We start from the raw sequence: 20,615 nt of genomic DNA on the forward strand, positions 1-20,615 counted from the left end.
CATGAAGTGTTTTGGCGGTTTCCGGAGCACTTAGTCATGCAGTTTTAAGACAAATGTTTACAAAATAACATTACTCCCCAATGCGTACCTACTTCATCCGCTCACTAATCATCCTTCTCATAGCAGGTCTAGGTCTTGAATCGGTTAGGGCACAGAGCACCGACCAGAATTATCCGGTTTTTGCCTCCGCTTTTGTTGCCGCACAACCCAATCAGAACCTGTCTGCTTACTTTTCGAGCAGCCAGGCTTTGTCGGTTACTTTGCTTCTTAAAGACCTTACCAAACCCAGTCTTCAGGTTTACCTGAAATGGAGTATTGAGGGTCCCGGTGTCAGAGTTGCGAGTATGGAAGGGTATATTCCGCCAGGTCTTCTTTTGCTGGATATGGGTGTGTTGCGGCGGTTTAGCGGCCTGGAACTTCAAAGTGACTATTTCCGAAACAGTGTTATTGAGGAGCAGGGGCTTGGCGGCAGTGCTTTAAGAACAAATTTGCCGGAAGGGTTTTATACGTTCCGTGTGCAGGCGATGGAAGCTGGAACCGGCCGGCAGGTGTCCAATATTGCAGAAACTTATTTCAGCATTACCACGCCCCTCCCTCCGGTGATCAACCTGCCGTTTAATGGCGCCGTCCTTCGACAAGCTCAGGATGACGGCTCTGTCACTCTGAGCCTGTCGAAGAGTCCACAAATCCAGTGGATGCCCCGCCACTACAAACAGGCGGGTAATACCACCACTTACGACCTGAAAGTGTGTAAAGTGCCTGATGGTTATGAGCCCCAGGAGGCACTGGACGCGTGCGTGAACCCGATCATTGACGACAAGGCCAATCCCGGCACATTCTATCCTTCCAATACTGGTATCGGCAATAGCATTATTGGGGCGTTCGAACGTGGAGCAAAATATGCAGTGCGCGTGACGGTGCATGAGTTTGACGCAAACGGTGATGAAGTGGTTTTTGCCAATGAAGGACGGAGTGAGGTGGTGTGGTTCAGGTATGGAAGCCAGTGTATCTCACCGGAAAACTTTACGATTAAAGAGATTGGCAGTGGAAGGGTTCATTTGAGCTGGGCACTACAAGCAGGTGCGGAAGGCTATAAAATATTGTATCGCATTTCCGGTGGAGACAACTGGAATGTACAAACGGTTTCGGCTGCGTCAGGGACCATTCAGGATCTGGCAACAGGAAAATATGAGTTTGCGGTGCAGTCAGCCTGTACGGAGACTGTTCCGGATCAAACCCAAACCTGGGAAATTGGCGAAGACAATGATGACTGGGGTGACCTGCCCATAGCCCTGGCTAACCCTATGCAGATCCCTGTTCAAGCTTCGGGCTGTAACGGTATCGCTCCCGGTAACCTCGCTGACTATTATTCTAATTTCCCGGGCGTCGCCACGTCCGGGGAAGCAATTAACCCTGCCGACACTACGACAAAGTTAAAGATACCTGCCTGCGCATTACAAAGCAGTGCCTTTTCCGTGTGCAGTCCAGAGCATCCGGTCATCCCGCTTCCGACGGGCGGCACACCTTTGGGTACACTTAAAGCGGGTGACGTTCTGGGGATTTATGATTTTGCGGTTTTCGTTACAGAAGCTTTCGGCTCATCGGGTGGCTTTTCCGGTAAAGGACTTGTAAGGCTGCCCTTTCTGGAAGGAACGCTGGCCCTTGCTGAGTTCAGCGGGGTGAAGGCATGGAGCGCCGAGGGGGAAGGTGGATGTATTTACGAGGTCTCTAACTTCAGGCTGCTCAATGTTTCGCAGGCCGAGGTCGCGGCAGCAAAGGGGAAACTGATCAATACGCTGTCGGGGCAGAACTATCCTGCCGCTTTTGCAGGTACGCTGGCTGACGCACTGGCTGCCTATGACAGCCTGTCCAAAACTGCTCCGGCAGATTCGATTTGCCCGTTCAAAACAGCCATCATCGACGCAAGTGATCAAATCAGCGACGAACTGACCGACCTGGACACCGACCACCCGGGCATCACCGCGATTTTGAACGATCTGAAAGCCATCACAGACTCGCTTCGGGCAGGCGCCGTTGTCGACGACATCACTAAAAAATATGAAGATATAGTTGCCCGGCTTGATAGCCTTAAGGCCCTGGATCCCGACAATGATCAGCCTATCCTGGCCATTCGTAACGCACAGATCAGTAACCTCACCGGCCAATCGGCCAGGATAAGTTGGGAGCCTTCGGGTGAGTTCTCCCGATATGTGATCGAATACCGCGACCTCAACGGCGGCACATTGCAAGAAACCATTTCCAGTCCCCAGGTCAACCTGCAAAGGTTGTTGCCGGGAACCCAGTATACCTACCGGATTCTGGGCTATCAGGGTGACCAGGTAGCGGCTTCTTATGGGGAGGATGTATTTACAACTGTGCGGAACGTGGTGCCGGTGCCGGAGAATCTTGCATATACTGCTTTGAACATGGATGGTGTAAAGCTTACCTGGGATAAAAACAGAGACCACCAAAGCTATAAAATTATATATGTTGATCAATTTGGACAGGAACGATCCATTTATCCTACGACGAATTCGGCTCGAATCGACGGCCTGGCCAGGGACCAGAAATATACCTACCGGATTTTGGCCGTTGGGGATGGTGGGGTCGAAAGCGAGGTCGTAAACAATCAGTTTAAAATTGGACTAGTCTGCGATATGTTGGCCAGTGCCGCACAACCTCGAATTATACAGGGGGAACAAGTGGCATTATGGCTGACGGGCTGTGTAGATGAAGATAACAGCGAGGGGCCTGTGCAGTGGACCGACGGGAAAAATGTATTCATAGGGAATACTGTTTTTGTTTCCCCCGCAGCAAGCACCACATACACGGGCACATGCCTGCTCAATAGAACGTCCGCAAACGGAGAAATGCAATCCATAGCATGTTCCGATGCAAAGGTCACAGTTATTGTGGATAAGAAATGTGAAGGGGTTGCGGTAAGTGCATCACCAATTACAATTGTTCAGGGTGAACCGGTTATGTTACGTGAAACAGGCTGTACTGGTGATGTTCAATGGATAGACGGATATCCAGCTGGGCAGCTCGTAGGGTTAAAGTCCAATACAATAATTAATCCTTTAGAAGATAAAACTTATACTCTATCATGCACTGACAAAGAAAATAATCATTGCTATGTCAAAACGGGAAAAATAGAGGTTAAATGTGCATTAAAACTAGCCGTAAATTACAATCAACCTTACGTAAATTATAAGTGGTACCAACCGGGAGAGGGCCAAGATCCTACCGAACCAGGAGACCAGGCAGCAAATTGGTTTGAATATTTGAGTTATGCAGGGCTTGGTATTGAAAACGTGCTCGCGTTTAATCTTTTAAAATGGGTGTTTGCTGGAACCCTCAAAAAGCAAGCCTCAATCCAAGCAATTGGTTGCCCTGTTCCGGTAACTTGGGAATATCATCACGCAAGTGCTAATAATGATCTTTCGTCGCGCAATTTTCTTTATCTGGAGAAAATTAAAAATAAAACTTGGGCCAAGGCCACCTGTGTCGTTGGCGGCAAGGTGTGTACCGCCGAAGCACAACTGGACAAACCCGATAAGGACTGCAAAGATTTTAGGATTACGCTGGAAGGCGATCCGGCAAAAAACAATGTTCTTATTTTAAAGGTAAACAGTAAAAAGGACATCGCCTGGGAGGATGGCTCGACAAACAAGGAAAGGATTGTGGCTATTCCTCAAAAATCTACAGTTTACACCGTTGTAACTACCAGGGGTGCCTGTAAAGAGTCCATTGGTATTGATGTACCTTTAGTTAAACCACCTATCAATATTCCTTGTCCGGATCTCACTCTGACTAAGCTATCTGGGAGTGAAAAAATTGCGGCAGGATCATCTTTAACGAAAATCAAATTTAAGGCTAGTGGTTGTACTGATGGAGTCGATAGCTATCCAATAGTTTGGCGGAAAAACGGAGTTGTGGAAGAAACCCCGTTGATATCGGCAGATATAACAGGTGAGGTGAAGGAACTGACTTTCACGGATAATGATGTTAAAAAGCAATTCACTATCACTGTTGAATGCGCTATAACTACCAGGAGTGCCTCGACAACTTTTGTCATTACTAAAGGGGCGGCTACGCCGCAGCCTCCGAAACCTCAACCTGAGAATAAGCCACATCCATGTGATTTTCTATTAAGTACCAGTGAATATCAGTTTGGTAATACCTTCCAGCAATCGCAGCCGGTTAAGATAATTGTCGAATCTGCCCAGCCCAATCTAAATGTGATGTATGAACAAGACTATAATAAAATTATTATTGGTGGTGCTTCTACCACCTACTCAAATGGGGTAGCAACAATACAGTTTAACCATGATCCCGCTAAAAGGGGTGCTTTTTTTGTAAAAGTGACCAATACTGTCCCGGGTGCCGGTTTTTGCACCAAAGGAATTTATATTTTTGTAGACAACAATCGTAGCTATACAGCAGATGACGGCACTTATCAGCCTGATCCCAAATTAGTCGGGACTACTTCCAATTGTGAAAAATATCGGGGAGGTGCCGAAATTCCCATCGTCAAAAACACTACCGGAACGTCGATCCGGATATTAAATAACCAAAATGATTTGCTGGATTTTGGGGCAATTTCCCTTTTTGTAAATGGCCAGACTGTGTTCTATCCGGATGTAACCCTCCCTGACAAGCTGGCTTTAGTCGACAAAGTATGCCGTGTGAATAAAGGAACTTCAAAATGGTATTTTGATGGTGGACATACGCAGCGCATGAACGACTTTGTTACAATCAGTAAATATTCAACAGCGCTGGTGGACGATCCGGATTTTGAAAACAGCAAAGCCTATTACACCAGATGTATATTCCCTGATGGCAAATATTGTGACAAAAAGGTCGTGGTTAATCCTAGCATGCGATCTAACGGCAGGATTGGGACAACAGAAGAACAACAAGCCACACAGGAGACAACATCAGATTGCCAGTTTTCTAAACAAAGAGCCGCAGAAATAATAGTATCCAGTCTGCTTTGCGAAAAACTTAGCGTTTTAAACGGCGATGAAAGAAAGATTCTTGAACTCGTGAAAGACGCTCTCAGTCAGCAGGGAGCAGAGCTTTCGACCATTACCGATGCCATGGTGGCCGACTTGGCGGCCGGTGAGTGTTACAAAGTAGTAGAGGCGCTCACAGCTAAGATTATTGGAACGGAATCTGTATCAGATCTCAATAGTAACTTAGTAAATCAAGAGAATTTAGACAGAATTTTTAACGGTATCGTAGAGAGCGTTTCAGAAGACGAAATCATTAACTCCGACTTCATCCACCGGCAAATAGAAACTTTTGACAGCCCGAGTGACCCTAACGGCCGTGTGGCCGCGATAGGCGTCTGTCCCGCCTACTACTTCACTCCGTCCGGGAAACGGATCCGAATCCCTGACATAGGCAACTGTGTGGTAAGCGTCAACGGCGTTCTGATGTCGTTTGAAAGATATGGCAAAAAATATGTGCCTTTGTTCAAACGAAGCACGCTTGTATTTGTAGGCTATCACGAGGAGCTAGACTTTTACGCCAACGCAACCGAAGCAATTGATGCCAATATCAAAGTTGCCCCTAAAGACAAGCTGACACGATGGATTACAGACATGGAGTATCCCGAGGAAAATAATAATATCGGTCGCTTCATCAGCTTTATCGAGGATAATAAGAACAAAGCGGGCGTAATCGGCAACTATACCGTAGAAAATTTCAATGCAATAAAAGCCCTTCTGGTACAACTGCCCGAAACCATCTTTGAAAACGTTGAGGGCGATGGCTCTGTATTTCTGTTTGACCTGCTAAAGATCAGGAAGCGCCTGGAGGAAACACTCTCCACCACCGATACCCAGCTGGCTATGCTGAACAGCATAATTACTAAGCCTGAAACAGTTTGCCCGAACGAGTCGGAAGCCATCTGTAAGGTATTTGCCTGTGTTTACAACAACATCACAGGATACCAGAGCCGCGACGTACTCAACGCACGCCTGCCGCTTGAAACCCGCAAAAAGCTGCTCACCTTACTGGCGCAAAGTACACTTACCTCCGGAACGCTCCCGGGTGGCTGCGCTTTTGCATCGGATGGAGAAGGGACTGTTGTTTCCCTGTTGAAAACAACACCGGAAACCGACCGGAAGGCAGTGCTGGATTATCTGAATACTTTCGCTGTAAATGGAGCAAAGGATACTCCCTTGAAAGCATTTATCTCAAAGATTGACGGCGGAAATTTCGACGATTTTATGCTCATCGTTTCCGACTGGGTAACTTCTTATTACCCGAGCACGGAGTTATGGTCAACCATTCTACAAAGACAAGACAGGACAAAGAGGGATTTGCTTGTACTAGGAGATTGGTCACTGGGGTCAACGCAGATGACTTCCGTGAAAGATGGGAAAACCTTGTTTGATTTCAATATTACTGTTTTGGGTAAAACGCCAATCCTAAAACCCAACATTGACGCGCTGGATTATGTGGTTGTAAAGTTTACGAAAGACTTCACGGTTGGCAGTACTACTTTCCGTGCCGGCGAAGTGCGTAAGATTCCGGCAGTGCTTTGCTATTTGATCATGAATGACCAGAAAAACAAATCCATTGCGACCGCGGGGAAATATGCTGCTTACGGCTTGGGTGCTGCCGTTGGCGTGAGCGAAATTATGGCCGCCAGCACGGCTGTGGAAATGACGCTTGCCATTATTGATATGGGTATGCTGGCCACTGATTTTGCGATGAATGAGGCTTTGGCGACTAAGCTGAACCAGACGCAAGCCGGGAAACTATTTTTGGATAGGTTTAATAAATTCTCATTGATTTACGGCGGAACTCGGATATATACGGAACTTACTGGATTAGCAAACGATTTACGTGCTTTTTCTAATAAGATAAGTGATCCAGACATCACAGATTTGTATTTAGCAGCTTGGAGAAAAAGTGTTAGTTTTGACGAGTATGCTGGCACAGTAACGGATTTCAATAATGGTGCAAATGCCGGGTTAGCTCACGAATCTTACCGACTTTGGCAAGAAGAGAAATGGGAGGATCTGTATACCTTGTTTAATACAAATGATGTAAACGGAAAATGGCCACCGTACAATGGATTCAAAAACATTACAAAGACGGAAACTGGAAATGAATTAGCTGGAAAAGTTTTTGATAGGTTTCAAATTAATGGAGAATTGGGCGGAAGTTTTGCTAGCCCAGTGTTAAGTAGCAACGAAGGTGTTAATGAGCTAGTTTTTACGTATGACTCGCGAGCCTTGGCCACTAAAATTGACGAAGGTACTTTTTATATTAAATTTCGACTCAAGGACAATTTGCCATCGGATTTAAGTTTTGAATATGGAGAGGCAATTCCTTGGTTCAATCTTCTAGGTTCCGCAGATCAGATAAAATCTACGTGGAATTTTAATAAATTATTGAAATCAGATATGGTAGAAATTTTAGAAACGTTAAAATTTGAAAACAAAAAATGGATAAAAATAAAGTAGAAAGGTATAAAAAATTTACACCTTTGACGGGCCAGAAATGGCTCTTCGATGGCATTGAAACTAATCTAAAAAATGTCAGATTTGAAATTCAAGTAGACCAAAATAAGGTAATTATGTTTAATTCCTCAGATTTTTGTAATTATCTTGGGAAAGATTTTGAATTTCTAAGAGAGGAGATGAGCGATGCAATTTTTTATTCTATTATTCAAGAATTTGATTTTAAATTAAGGAATCCGCCTTCTTTGGGATATTATAAGACCGAGCAGCATTTATCCCTCGAGTATTTCGTTAGAGAACATTATCTTTTTATTTTTACTTTTGGGGAGAAGCAGCCATCTCGCTTCATTTTGGTGTTAGAAGGTATCCTGGAGATGTTCGAATAATAATGTTTGCTTATCAAAAGCAAAGTGATTTGCCGTAATTTTAGTTGTCAATATTCTCGAATAGTATTCGGGTGACCTAGTATCAAATCTATCACAAACGTAGAAGGAGGCGAATCCGATTTTTGGTTAATATCAATAAGCGGTTGCAAACTATTTTTAACTACAAAGACAGGACAAAGAGGGATTTGCTTGTACTAGGGGATTGGTCATTGGGGTCAACGCAGATGACTTCCGTGAAAGACGGGAAAACCTTGTTTGATTTCAATATTACTGTTTTGGGTAGAACGCCAATCCTAAAACCCAACATCGAGGCGCTGGATTATGTGGTTGTAAATTTTACGAAAGACTTCACGGTTGGCAGTACTACTTTCCGTGCCGGCGAAGTGCGTAAGATTCCGGCAGTGCTTTGCTATTTGATCATGAATGATCAGAAAAACAAATCCATTGCGACCGCCGGGAAATATGCCGCTTACGGCTTGGGTGCTGCCGTTGGCGTGAGCGAAATTATGGCCGCCAGCACGGCTGTGGAAATGACGCTTGCCATTATTGATATGGGTATGCTGGCCACTGATTTTGCGATGAATGAGGCTCTGGCAACCAGCTAAATCAGACGCAGGCCGGGAAAACGTGGCTGGATAATTTCAATAAGTTTGCGTTGGTTTATGGCAGCTCTAGAGTGCTTACAGAGCTTACTGGGCTGGCAAGGGAAATGCGAACAAATGGTAAAGTCATTACAAACCCTAACGATATCCTAAGTAACGACGAAATAGACGAGATTAGTAAAATAGTCAAAAATGCTGAAATTAAAGGTGGAATAGTCCCGGAGGTTTTATCAATAGATATCTATAAGATTTCACCTCTACTAAAAACAAAATCAGGTGAGTCGTTTTTCTGGTCAGGAAGAACAAATGGAATCGGTGGCCAAGATGTAGCGCTTCAAATTGCAAAAGAAAGAGGGGGAGTGACCTTAGAGGGATTAATAGAATTAAATAATATAAAAATGCCTATTTATGATCCATCAATCCCGAGCAGTATAAAGGCATGGGAAGATGTATCGGCTGCTTACGCTTCACAAGTCTCCGGTGAAATTCGAAGCGTTGTTGGAAAAGATTTGAGAGTAGGGAACGTCTGGGAAAATACAGAGTTACCTTTGTTAAAGGCCAACAGTAGGGTAACCAAGATAACAACTATTGATCCGGCAACACTTAGTCAAACTATTATTTTTAAAAGATAAAATATGAAAATAAGGTGCGATATCATATCCAGGGGAGAGATGATTATCTACGTTGATGAAAAGAAAATTCGCGTAACAGGAGAATTAACATTTTCTCCATCAGTGTTTTACGCTAATTTAAATTCCATAAAATACTGGGATGACTCAAATGGGCGTGTGGAGATTGCAGAGGAGGAAATACAAAATATTGTTTCAGTAGTTACTGATATTTCAAAAGATGGCGGTACTAGAATTCTATTTGATTAAAAATAATTTCAAATTATTCGAAATACCGACACTTTCTCCTACCAATTTAAATGAAACTGTAATCTTTAAACGATGAGACCATGAAAATAACCGGAGATAGAGGAACTATTTGGGTGGAAATCGAGGGCAAAACAATTAAAATTGAAGGAGAACTCACCACAACACCATCATTTTATGCTGAGTTCAATTCGATTGTGCATTGGAACCGCCATTTCAGGATATCGTAATTTCGCACGAGGAAAAAAAAGGATAATTTAACAAATAACTGAGTATTCCAAAGGACAGGCCGTCAAAATAATCTTTGAATAAAGTGAATTAATTTTGACTTGCTCAAAGTTCATTGACTTCGGGTATGCTTCCCGGGGGGGCATTCCCAATCAGATGGTGAAGGGGCAGTAATCTCTCTGCTTAATAGCACTCCTGAAACAGGTAGAAAAACGGTTTTAAACCATTTGTATGCCTCGGATGCGAGTTCCAACATTAAATCCCCAACATAGAGAATATGACAACAAAGGATATAATAGAAAACATCACTTCTCGAAGTACATACAAAGTACGGGAGGCGTCATGCCAAATAATACATTTAGGGCAAGAGTACGAAAAAATTAAGCCCTTTATCCAGTATTTACCGTTAATAAAATTCAAAACGATTGATCTAAATATGGGTGGAGCATTCGCTCCAAATCAACGCTTTATTGACTTCGCAATACGAACAATTGAATTTCATAAGAGCAACAAGCAGTGCTCCTGTGCTCTATATGTAGAAAAATATAGGTTAACAAATGATATTATTGAAAGAGACATCCAATACGATGGCTTTAACCCCAATTCAGAGTCAAAAAAAGGCTACATAAAAATTTTGGAAACAATTTGCGGCGAGGGGAGGTGGATAGACTACTATCTGGTGGAGTGTTCAAGGTGCAAAAGCACGTACAAGGTCGAAGAGAGGGAAGGTCATTTTAAATGGTGGAATTGGATAATAATTTAACAATTAAATATATCATCAATATAAAAAGCCCAAGAAGGCGAGAAATTCGCTGCCTAGCACATTCCACGAACAATCCGAGCAAAAACGTACGAATATTCGTACATGGTGTGATAAAATTTTTAAAAGAATAGAATGGAACGGAACGGACATAGTGATCCCATGTACTTGATTTTGGTCAGAGATCACAATGTCAAAGAACGGCCGTTATCGGCGGTTCATGTCTGGCAAATGATATCGCAGGCAATGTGTCGGTTTGTTGCTATGCGGTCTTGTTTTGCTTTGTGTATTTTACTTTTGAAAAAGTGCTTGTCTGGAATTGCACCATTTAAAACTTCGATGGGAGTAAATCCGTATAGCTGGCCATTAGGCATATTGTTATAGTTTTCAATTGCCAGAGCCAGGGTTTCAGTTAAATCGGAAGTGTCGATAATTGGTCTCGGAAAAAGATATCTATACTTTATTATTTTGTTCGCCGCTTCTACCATACTATTGCTCTGTACAATATCCACCTGAGCAACAATCTTTTTCCAAAGTGTGGCGGAGGAAGCCAGCCATTTGGTGAGTTCGCCTTTGTTTTCAGCACCATCATCGGTGATCAGGCTTCCGGAGCGGCGGCTCCCGGATTGGTTTAGTAGATCAAACTTTTGGAAAACGTTCTGCAGGGTTTGCTTGGCAATTTCGCTATTGTAAACGTTGGACGCCTGGCAAGCCAGGATTGCTCTGCTAAAATTGTCGCGGATAACGTAAATATAGTGCTTCACACCGTTGGTGGTACGGAATATTGTCACATCCTGATGCAAGATTTTGAAAGGTGCAATTGAAGAAAGAGGCTTGTAATTTCTGGGTTTTCGGATCGGTTTGTGAGTAATATTCAGAAGCCTGCAATATTTGTATAATGTACTTTTGCAGCAATGCAGTTTTTCTTCCCGCATCAGTTGGTAATAGATGCTAGATAGAGGCCAGTGGGCGTAGTTTTGGTCAGCACAAGCCGTGTTGATTATCTCCTGTTCAGCCGCGGCAAGTTGCTGTGTGTTTTGTTTACGGCACAGGCCAAACAGTGATTTCCAGCATTTTTTACGGCCATTCCACGCACTGAATTGTCTGAAAGTAAATGGCAGATACCTCCAAATTACCCGATCCAATTGGTATTTTTGACAGGTTTGCAGCAGGCAAGTTGCTCTTTTTTTGACTTTCACAAAGTGCATATTTTTAACCGGTATCAATGCCAGCAGCTCACGGTACAGCAGCACAAGTTGGAAGGCTACTTTCAATTGATTTTTCAGCAATTTATTTTCTGTTTTCAGCCGGGCAATAAGCAAATCGTTATCTTTTTGATCTTCAAAAGCCAGTGGATTCCAGAATGAACCAGCATTTTTGTCTTTCCATGCTGCGCGAGTAGACCTTGGAATGAGTTTGGAAACGACATCGGGCAAGCTCCCGTTTGCATACTCGATTTTGCATTGGGAATGATAGCTTCGGTAGGGTTGGGGCATGCGAAATAGGCTTTATTTAAAAGCTTTGTGACAAAACGTTACCCTATACGTCACAGATAAGTTTCCGCCCCCCATGCGTACCTACTTCATCCGCTTACTAATCATCCTTCTCATAGCAGGTCCAGGTCTTGAATCGGTTAGGGCACAGAGCACCGATCAGAACTACCCGGTTTCTGCATCAGCTTTTGTGGCAGCGCAACCCAATCAGAACCTGTCTGCGTACTTTTCGAGCAGCCAGGCTTTGTCAGTTACGTTGCTTCTGAAAGACCTTACCAAACCCAGTCTTCAGGTGTACCTGAAATGGAGTATTGAGGGTCCGGGGGTGCGTGTGGCGAGTATGGAGGGTTATATTCCACAAGGTCTTCTTTTGCTGGATATGGGTGTTTTGCGGCGGTTTAGTGGTCTGGAACTTCAAAGTGACTATTTCAGAAACGGTGTCATTGAGGAGCAGGGTTTATCGGGTGCCGCCTTACGCACCAATCTGCCCGAAGGATTTTACATCTTCCGTGTACAGGCATTGGAAGCGGGTACCGGCCGGCAGGTGTCCAATACTGCAGAAACTTATTTCAGCATTACCACGCCACTCCCTCCGGTGATCAACCTGCCGTTTAACGGAGCCGTCCTTCGACAAGCTCAGGATGACGGCTCTGTCACTCTGAGCCCGTCGAAGAGTCCACAAATCCAATGGATGCCCCGCCACTACAAACAGGCGGGTAATACCACCACTTACGACCTGAAAGTGTGCAAGGTTCCTGATGGCTATGAACCTCAGGAAGCTCTTGATGCATGTTTAAATCCGATCATTGACGACAAGGCCAACCCGGGCACGTTTTACCCGGGTAATACAGGTATCGGCAATAGCATTATTGGGGCGTTCGAACGTGGAGCAAAATATGCAGTGCGCGTAACAGTGCATGAGTTTGACGCAAACTGCGATGAAGTGGTTTTTGCCAATGAAGGGCGGAGTGAGGTGGTGTGGTTCAGGTATGGAAGCCAGTGTATCTCACCGGAAAATTTTACGATTAAAGAGATCGGTCCGGGAAGGGTTCATTTGAGCTGGGAACCACAGAGTGGTGTTGATAGCTATAAAATTTTGTACCGTCCCGCGGCAGGCTCAGGAGGACAGGGCGATGGCAAATGGAATGTACAAACGGTCTCGGCTGCGTCAGGGACTATTCAGGATCTGGCAACAGGGAAATATGAAATTGCGGTGCAGTCAGCCTGTACGGATGTGATGCCTGCTAATCTTCAGGCTTTTGAATTGATGGAAGAGGCGGAGATACCCTCGCTATTTCCTGCAATTACAAAAGTTGGCGGCTTTTCCGTTGATAGTTTGGTTGCTATCCTGGATACGGCCAGGATTCCATGTGCCTCGCAGATTAGCAGTTATGAAAGTTGTTCAGCTGATCACCCCAAAATAAATCCGTCAGGAACGGTTCAGTTGACATCACTAACACCCGGCGACATACTCACAATCTACGATATATCCGTGATCGTCACTGAAACTAATGGAGGTAGTCCATTTTCAGGAAAAGGATTGGCACGCATGGCGTCGATGAAAAATACATTGGTTCCTGTTGAATTCGGTAATATCAAGGCATGGAAAGGCGAGGAAGGCACAGGAGGTACACCTGCCGCAAGGGGCGGCTGTGTGTATCAGGTAGACGGCTATTTCAGATCTTACACTCTGGTAAATGATAACGCCGAACAACCCGTGGTATCAGAAAATGATTCAGCATTAGCCAAAATCAGGTATGTGGTTGTGAGTCCGATCACGTCCACTACTGCATCCATTAGCTGGCTGGGTAGCCAGGCGTTCGCCAAATATATTGTGCGGTATAAGACAAGTACCGGCGGAGAATTGCAGGCTGATGTGCGTAACGCTAAAATCCACCTGGTTGGCCTGCGTGAAGCGATGCATTATACATTTGAAATTGATGCTTATGGAGCCAATGATAAACTGCTGGACACCTATCTGGGCGGCGCATTTACCACAGCAACAGAAGGCATAGCGATGCCGCAAAATCTACATCCTGTTTGGAAGGACTCGTCCGGTGTTTTAACCTGGGATGCTGATCCTCAGCATATCAGTTATAAGCTCATTTATCGGGATAAGGATGGCTTGGATAAAACCTTTTACCCAACATCCAACAGAGCAATTGTACCCGGACTGGACTCCATGCTCACCTATCCATTTTTCTTAATTGCCATTGGTAAAAATACCAATGGTTCAGTTCTGGAAAGTGATCCGGCTTCGGGGGCATTTACAGCACGCATTAATGCAGACACCACGGATATTGATCACACCGTAGATCTAACGGAAGAGGTAATTGTGAAAGGACATGCAGAGTGGCAGGGAACTGTTGATACGTATGGAGACAGTTTTGATGAACCAACCATTGAGACCAATGCTGCTGCGGTTGACATTCAGATACTATCGCCTAACAATCCCATGTCGAAGCCACTGAAAGGAATCGAGTCCTACGAGCATTTTAAGCAGAGAGTATGCCAGGGTGATAATGAAATAACAGCAAGCCATAAATACAAACTTTATGTTATAGGGGAATTGTTTAAAGGATTGGTTAAGGTGACGGGTGATGCTGCGGATAATATCTGGGAGGCAATTACTTCGCCATTTGAAGGCCTTACCGACTTCATAGTCTCCCTATTTGATAAAGTAGACAAAAATCAAAATGAAAACCCGTCAAAGGGCCTTGATGAAATCATTGCTGACGTATATTACCAAATGACCATCGTTGAGTATCTGAATACACCGGATGCTAACGGGAATTACCCTGAAATTGAACCATGCCTTCCTGCACCCACGTGGACAAAAAAAGTCAGGGAATGCGAACTGGATTTCATAAAGAAAACCGGAACAACGGTGGATCTGCCGATTCTGGTAGTGAATAAGGGTGGGAACCCGGTGGAAGTAGTAAATGCGCGTCAAAACGAATCCGGGGATTATTACTACAAAGATGATGAGAAGAATATAGAATACTGGAAACTTCAGGGAACGTATCTGATCGGAAGAGTTTCGAACAAACACTGGATATACTGGAATATTTACTCCAACAAGTGGTGTGGTTTTTCACCAGGGAACGTAATACTGACTGTGGTTGAAACAACAAACGTATGCGAGGATACGTCGGTGCCTTCCCTGGGTGGGGAAATAAAGGTGAGGGTTCTCAACGGCCAGGGGCCGTACCAGTTTAGCGCTGGTAACGGTCAGAGTTATTCGAGCGAGCAGCCCTATTTCACTTTCGATAATGTCGGTGGGGGCCTTGTTGATCTGACGGTAACAGACAGCAAAGGCTGTGAAGCGGTTCTTGCTAATCAATCTCTCCAGACAGTTCCCCCGATGGGCCTGGATGTAGCGGTCAAATTACGGGAATGCAACAATTCGGTCATGCTCGCGCCTGTATGCGGCACAGCGCCGTTCCAATACAGCATGGATGGCAAGACCTATCAGAAATCAAACGAGTTCAAGGGTATACAGAATATGATCGGTGCAGCCGGCGAATGTGATAATGGATTGTCAAAATCCTTTACCTTTTATATTAAGGACGCCAGAGGGCTCATTGGGCGAAAAACGGTTCAGATAAATCGTAACAACTACGTGAGCATGGGCGTTCGCAAATTAAAAAATCAAACGTTCCCGGGCTATCAGGATGAGGTGTTTGTGCAATGCGGTTCGGGGCAGGATTATAAAGACATCCGCCACGTAAATATGTCCTCGGGTGTGTTGATTTCCCATACCGAAAAATTCTGTGAAGAAACCAAGGGATCGATCCGCCTCGAAAGCAGTTCGGCTGATAACTCAGGCGCTCCTTACACTTATAGACTCATTAGGCCGGATGGAGAGGTTACATCGGTCACCAGTGAATTTGCCGGATATAAATTTACTGGATTGAATCCTGGTCATTACCGGGTCGAAGGCGAAGATGGCAACGGATGTGCAGTGGAGTCCTTTCATTCCCGAAAATCCTGGTCTGGATACGATGCTCAGGAGGTGGACATTGTTGATGCCAGTATGACTGTGCAGGTAACACCCACAAATCCCTCCTGCGGTGACGGTACAGGATTCGTTGACATTACCGCAAAGGGTGGTGCATTCAAAAGAGACTTTGCTACAAATTTGGCTTCAACGGGCGGGTTCTACATTCCATACCAGCGTTTGTTTGTCAATAACGTCTATATTGATAATCTGAACAAAAACACAAAAGACCTTCGCAGTGACAGTAATTTCCCTCCAAATCATTTTCGTTTGTTCAGGCCTGCCGGCGTTTACGAAATCAAAGTAACAGACCACCTGGGCTGTGGAATTACTCAAAAAGTGACACTCGCTGCGCCACCACCACTTACATTGACCACGCAGGTACATCCCGCTACGTCAAATACCAGCGCCAGCGTTAAGCTGCTCGCTGCAGGGGGGAGCCCTCCGTTGGAATATGTACTTAGCGGGCCGGGAATGGATGAGATAAGGCAACCGGACGTGGATTTTACTAATCTAATACCAGGCTCATATCTGGCACGAGTTGTAGATGCCCAGAATTGCTATACAAATAATGGATTCATCATTGGAGAGCCACTTTCACTTACGGCTTCCGTCACACATGCCAGCTGTGGCGACAACGGTTCAGTGACGCTTGTCACATCCGGTGGGCTTCCCCCATTCTCTTTTAGCATGGGCGACTCTACTTTTCAGGAAAGTCCAAAATTCGAAAATCTTCGCCAGGGGACTTACACTTTCATCGCCAAAGATGGACAGAATACCAAGGCGACAACCACGGTTACGATCGTAGCTCCGCCGGATGTCGTGGTAATCCCATCCTTATTCCTTCCTAACATGCGTGTCGGCGCTACGGCTGACAGCAGCGTCACTGCTGATGGCTTCGTTCATGTGCGCTACGACGAAAATTCCCGCAAAACCAGTTTTAAGCTTAAAGAAGGCTTTGATCTACGACCTACTTCTTCAGGCGTTTGGAAACTGACCGTTAGCAATACGGACCCGGCGCTGAAACAGTATGAAGGTATCTACAGGCCATATTTCAACAAATGTGACCACGACTATTTTATAGGTTTCTATAAAGAAGATTTTTCAGGCATTCCATGTACGACTGACAACAAAAGAGATGAGCAAGGGAAGCGTTATTGTCTTGAAGGCTGGCTTCCTGCTGCGGCGCTCCCTGAGCCCCCACCCCTAGCCGACAGAGTGGAAGGCCAGCATGACGAAACTTCTGTGACGCGCGCCAGCCTATATGAGATGCGCTACAATTGCGGTCAAAGTGGTGATGACAAGTCAGCTGTTACAGAGCAGGGAGAATTGTTTACAATCTGCAGGAGTGGCGACAACCGATATTACTTCTACAGGCAGGATGACTTCTGGCGTGTAAATGATGTTTTCTACTGGGAGGATGGTTACAAATCCGGATTGTTTTACCGGTACGAAAACGGGCGATACATTCGTGTATCGCTTCCCGAAGGGCAGTATTTATTAGAGTTGTTGGCTGATGATATCCGTGATTTGTTTTTCATCAAAACACCTTTAATTTTGCTTTCAGCGGGTACATCGGGCACGATTACCGAATTTACCATAGACCAGATCGGTGGTGTACTTCTGGATAAGTTGCAGGCAGACGGGGCCATTAACGTGGAGACCAACTTGCTGGCTTCGCTGGTACTAGGTGCAGTAGGTAGCCAGTCTATGGATGCCGACCAGCTGAAAGCGATGATTGAGCAGGTCAAAACTTTGGCTAGGAAAGCCAAGCCGGAGGATTTGAAACAATTAATCGCTGATGTGGTTGAAAGATGGAAGGCTGGCGCCAAGGGGGGTAATGCGAATTTCTTGGACGACACCTACAATGTACAGAAAGACATCATTGACCAATGGAAAAACAAGATTACCACGGCTTCTAATATTCGTAAAGGAAATTTTGGCGAAATAGCAAGCGATGCGTTTTTGAGTGAGAAAGGTTTTCAACCTTTGCATACAAGGCTGAAAAGTATAGATGCCCCGACGAGGCAAGGAATTGACGGGGTGTTTAAAAAGGGTAATGAGTATTTTATTGTTGAAGCTAAATATAGTGGTACTGCTACGCTTAGTGTATTGACTGATGGCACAAAACAAATGAGTGATAAGTGGATTGGACAAAATAACTTTCAAAGATTAGTAGATGCTGTTGGAGAAGCAAACGGGCGAGATATTAGAAACAATGGTTATAAAAGGTTATTGGCTGAAATTTCGCCTGATGGTACAGTTGTCTATAAAGAGTTAGACGTAAATGCAAACGTGCTTGGAATTTTTACACCGTAATTCACATGAGAGATAATCTAAAAAACACTCAATACTGGGGCGAAAGGATTTTTCGAACTGAAAATTTTCAAAAGCTAGATATTGATGATTTAAAAAATGGAAAAATTAAGAATGAAAGAATAAATATTGTTAAGAGAGCATTGGCTTTCTCATTTGTTCAAATCATATCGGCAAAATATTCAAGTGGAGAAAGTCGTTTGATAGATCTTGTAGGTGATCTAAAAAATGCTACTGATCTAACTTATGAAAGCTGGGATGGCTTTTGGAATATTGAACATAATGGTAGGCAATTGAACCAATATGGTTTAGGTGCTTACGATGAAATGTTATGGATGCTTTCATTAGGCTACTTGCTTGATGTCCCTAATGAGTATTTCAAAAAATTGGTAGAAGTAATCGACCGAGATGGTGTAAAGGATTATTTGTTTGAGTTTATAATCAGAGCCAAAATAAAAGATAGACAACCTATAACAGAAGAAAGTTATCAAGAGTTTTTCGGTGTACCTCAAACCTTTAATAAACTCCGTCAAGCTATCAAGGAATCAGATAAAACAAAAGCCGAAGTATTGGTAAAAGAATTTGTTACAAAAGATTGGTACAAAAATCACAAAGAGGTCGGATGGTACAATAGCCATAAAAGTAAACACAACATTTATTTTGGTTACTGGAGCTTTGAAACAGCTGCGGTTGTAAAAATTATGGGACTGGATGATAGTGGTTTTAGAGATTGTCAATACTATCCGAAAGATCTGATTTAACAGAACCCCTAGGTCTTGTGTAGTGAAGAAAAAGTGGTCGTATGGAATGCCTTCTGGTGCGTGGGTATAGCATCCAGGATAGTTACTATTTCGTCGCCATCGGAAATCGCGATACTACTAATCACTGTTCCTGCTCGACCTGTGCGTCGGCGCTACAAATGCGGACCGCAGCGTCACTGCTGATGGCTTCGTTCATGTGCGCTACGACGAAAATTCCCGCAAAACCAGTTTTAAGCTTAAAGAAGGCTTTGATCTACGACCTACCTCTTCAGGCATTTGGAAACTGACCGTTAGCAATACGGACCCGGCGCTGAAACAGTATGAAGGTATCTACAGGCCATATTTCAACAAATGTGACCACGACTATTTTATAGGTTTCTATAAAGAAGATTTTTCAGGCGTTCCATGTACGACTGACAACAAAAGAGATGAGCAAGGGAAGCGTTATTGTCTTGAAGGCTGGCTTCCTGCTGCGGCGCTACCTGAGCCCCCACCCCTAGCCGACAGAGTAGAAGGCCAGCATGACGAAACTTCTGTGACGCGCGCCAGCCTATATGAAATGCGCTACAATTGCGGTCAAAGTGGTGATGACAAGTCAGCTGTTACAGAAAAGGGAGAATTGTTTACAATCTGCAGGAGTGGCGACAACCGATATTACTTCTACAGGCAGGATGACTTCTGGCGTGTAAATGATGTTTTCTACTGGGAGGATGGTTACAAATCCGGATTGTTTTACCGGTACGAAAACGGGCGATACATTCGTGTATCGCTTCCCGAAGGGCAGTATTTATTGGAGTTGTTGGCTGATGATATCCGTGATTTGTTTTTCATCAAAACACCTTTAATTTTGCTTTCAGCGGGTACATCGGGCACGATTACCGAATTTACCATAGACCAGATCGGTGGTGTACTTCTGGATAAGTTGCAGGCAGACGGGGCCATTAACGTGGAGACCAACATGCTGGCTTCGTTGATATTGGGCGCTGTGGGCAGCCAATCGATGGATGCCGACCAGCTGAAATCGATGATTGAGCAGGTCAAAACTTTGGCTAAGAAAGCTAAGCCGGGAGATCTGAAACAATTGGTTGCTGATGTCGTTGAACAGTGGAAGGTTGGTGCGAAGAAGGGAGTGCAAGGGGCGGGGAGGTTTGTTGCAAAGACGGGAACCGAACTTAGAATGCATTTAACAAATCTTGTAAATAAACCGATAGGGAAAACTTATTACGGTAAGCTCTTTAAATCCGTAAGTAAAAGGGCAGAATTGGATCATAATGCAAAACCAGACATAATCTCAGAATATTCAGTAGAAGAGGCATGGGGTAGATATGATACACAAGGTGAAAGTGCTATGTACTATTCGAAAACCTTCGATGGGAATCAAACAGAAATGTCTCATTATGGTGATTGGAATGCTTACAGTACATATGAGTACAATAATATCCAAGTTGACAATGTACTTGATTTAACAGATGACGGGATAAGACAGCAATTGGGAACAGAATTTAATAAATTGGTATTGGGTATGGCCGAGAAATCGGAAGCATATGAATTTACAAATGTGATTGGCAGTTGGGCTAGGGAAAGGGGTTACAAAGGGTTAATTGTACCTGGGGCAAGAGGATCACAAGACTATTCAAATATAATTGTGTTTAATCAAGCGAACCTATCGGAGGCCCTAAATGGAATTATACCTACGAAGCTTAAATAAAATGG

The 20,615-nt window shown here is 44.3% G+C and carries 11 protein-coding genes; 10 read left to right on the forward strand and 1 reads right to left on the reverse strand.

Annotation, left to right across the window (positions count from 1 at the left end; translation table 11 throughout):
- The first annotated feature begins 80 nt into the window (after nucleotides 1–80).
- The 7 genes from DYADSP32_RS01530 (at nucleotide 81) to DYADSP32_RS01560 (ending at nucleotide 10,335) form a co-directional block, all read left to right on the forward strand.
- The gene (locus DYADSP32_RS01530) at nucleotides 81–7,484 is read left to right on the forward strand and encodes a fibronectin type III domain-containing protein (protein WP_149244346.1); all 7,404 of its coding nucleotides are present in this window, start codon (nucleotides 81–83) and stop codon (nucleotides 7,482–7,484) included.
- Complete coding sequence (locus DYADSP32_RS01535; protein WP_149244345.1) at nucleotides 7,466–7,867, forward strand: hypothetical protein; 402 nt, start codon at nucleotides 7,466–7,468, stop codon at nucleotides 7,865–7,867. The genes DYADSP32_RS01530 and DYADSP32_RS01535 overlap by 19 nt, the downstream gene beginning before the upstream one ends.
- 224 nt (nucleotides 7,868–8,091) lie before the next feature.
- The gene (locus tag DYADSP32_RS01540; protein WP_149244344.1) at nucleotides 8,092–8,472 is read left to right on the forward strand and encodes a hypothetical protein; all 381 of its coding nucleotides are present in this window, start codon (nucleotides 8,092–8,094) and stop codon (nucleotides 8,470–8,472) included.
- Nucleotides 8,473–8,543: 71 nt separating this feature from the next.
- Nucleotides 8,544–9,101, forward strand: coding sequence for a hypothetical protein (locus tag DYADSP32_RS01545; protein WP_149244343.1), 558 nt, complete (start codon nucleotides 8,544–8,546; stop codon nucleotides 9,099–9,101).
- 3 nt (nucleotides 9,102–9,104) lie between these two features.
- Nucleotides 9,105–9,347: an Imm74 family immunity protein gene (locus tag DYADSP32_RS01550; RefSeq protein WP_149244342.1), complete on the forward strand. Its 243-nt coding sequence runs from the start codon at nucleotides 9,105–9,107 to the stop codon at nucleotides 9,345–9,347.
- A gap of 80 nt (nucleotides 9,348–9,427) precedes the next feature.
- Nucleotides 9,428–9,574 carry a hypothetical protein gene (locus DYADSP32_RS01555; protein ID WP_414617429.1) on the forward strand — a complete coding sequence of 49 codons (147 nt, stop codon included), beginning with the start codon at nucleotides 9,428–9,430 and terminating at the stop codon, nucleotides 9,572–9,574.
- A 275-nt stretch (nucleotides 9,575–9,849) separates the two neighbouring features.
- Complete coding sequence (locus DYADSP32_RS01560; protein WP_149244341.1) at nucleotides 9,850–10,335, forward strand: hypothetical protein; 486 nt, start codon at nucleotides 9,850–9,852, stop codon at nucleotides 10,333–10,335.
- Between the two features lie 215 nt (nucleotides 10,336–10,550).
- Here DYADSP32_RS01560 and DYADSP32_RS01565 read toward each other — a convergent pair whose 3' ends face one another.
- On the reverse strand, nucleotides 10,551–11,828 hold the full coding sequence (locus DYADSP32_RS01565) for a DDE-type integrase/transposase/recombinase (RefSeq protein ID WP_149244340.1): 1,278 nt from the start codon (nucleotides 11,826–11,828) through the stop codon (nucleotides 10,551–10,553).
- A 73-nt stretch (nucleotides 11,829–11,901) separates the two neighbouring features.
- On the opposite strand from DYADSP32_RS01565, the gene DYADSP32_RS01570 reads away from it, so the two are divergent.
- The 3 genes from DYADSP32_RS01570 (at nucleotide 11,902) to DYADSP32_RS01580 (ending at nucleotide 20,610) form a co-directional block, all read left to right on the forward strand.
- On the forward strand, nucleotides 11,902–18,144 hold the full coding sequence (locus DYADSP32_RS01570; protein ID WP_149244339.1) for a fibronectin type III domain-containing protein: 6,243 nt from the start codon (nucleotides 11,902–11,904) through the stop codon (nucleotides 18,142–18,144).
- Nucleotides 18,145–18,149: 5 nt separating this feature from the next.
- A complete protein-coding gene (locus tag DYADSP32_RS01575) occupies nucleotides 18,150–18,902 on the forward strand; it encodes a PoNi-like cognate immunity protein (RefSeq protein WP_149244338.1) in 753 nt (250 codons plus the stop codon).
- A 196-nt stretch (nucleotides 18,903–19,098) separates the two neighbouring features.
- Entirely contained in the window at nucleotides 19,099–20,610 is a 1,512-nt protein-coding gene (locus tag DYADSP32_RS01580; protein ID WP_149244337.1) for a hypothetical protein, read from the forward strand.
- The last annotated feature ends 5 nt before the right edge of the window (nucleotides 20,611–20,615 follow it).

The sequence above is a fragment of the Dyadobacter sp. 32 genome, from assembly GCF_902506755.1.
Lineage (GTDB): Bacteria > Bacteroidota > Bacteroidia > Cytophagales > Spirosomataceae > Dyadobacter.

Excerpts from the sequence above, each read along its gene's own strand:
- DYADSP32_RS01530 (WP_149244346.1), top strand. The coding sequence starts at position 81 with ATGCGTACCTACTTCATCCGCTCACTAATCATCCTTCTCATAGCAGGT.
- DYADSP32_RS01535 (WP_149244345.1), top strand. The coding sequence starts at position 7,466 with ATGGATAAAAATAAAGTAGAAAGGTATAAAAAATTTACACCTTTGACG.
- DYADSP32_RS01540 (WP_149244344.1), top strand. The coding sequence starts at position 8,092 with ATGACTTCCGTGAAAGACGGGAAAACCTTGTTTGATTTCAATATTACT.
- DYADSP32_RS01550 (WP_149244342.1), top strand. The coding sequence starts at position 9,105 with ATGAAAATAAGGTGCGATATCATATCCAGGGGAGAGATGATTATCTAC.
- DYADSP32_RS01555 (WP_414617429.1), top strand. The coding sequence starts at position 9,428 with ATGAAAATAACCGGAGATAGAGGAACTATTTGGGTGGAAATCGAGGGC.
- DYADSP32_RS01560 (WP_149244341.1), top strand. The coding sequence starts at position 9,850 with ATGACAACAAAGGATATAATAGAAAACATCACTTCTCGAAGTACATAC.
- DYADSP32_RS01565 (WP_149244340.1), bottom strand. The coding sequence starts at position 11,828 with ATGCCCCAACCCTACCGAAGCTATCATTCCCAATGCAAAATCGAGTAT.
- DYADSP32_RS01570 (WP_149244339.1), top strand. The coding sequence starts at position 11,902 with ATGCGTACCTACTTCATCCGCTTACTAATCATCCTTCTCATAGCAGGT.
- DYADSP32_RS01575 (WP_149244338.1), top strand. The coding sequence starts at position 18,150 with ATGAGAGATAATCTAAAAAACACTCAATACTGGGGCGAAAGGATTTTT.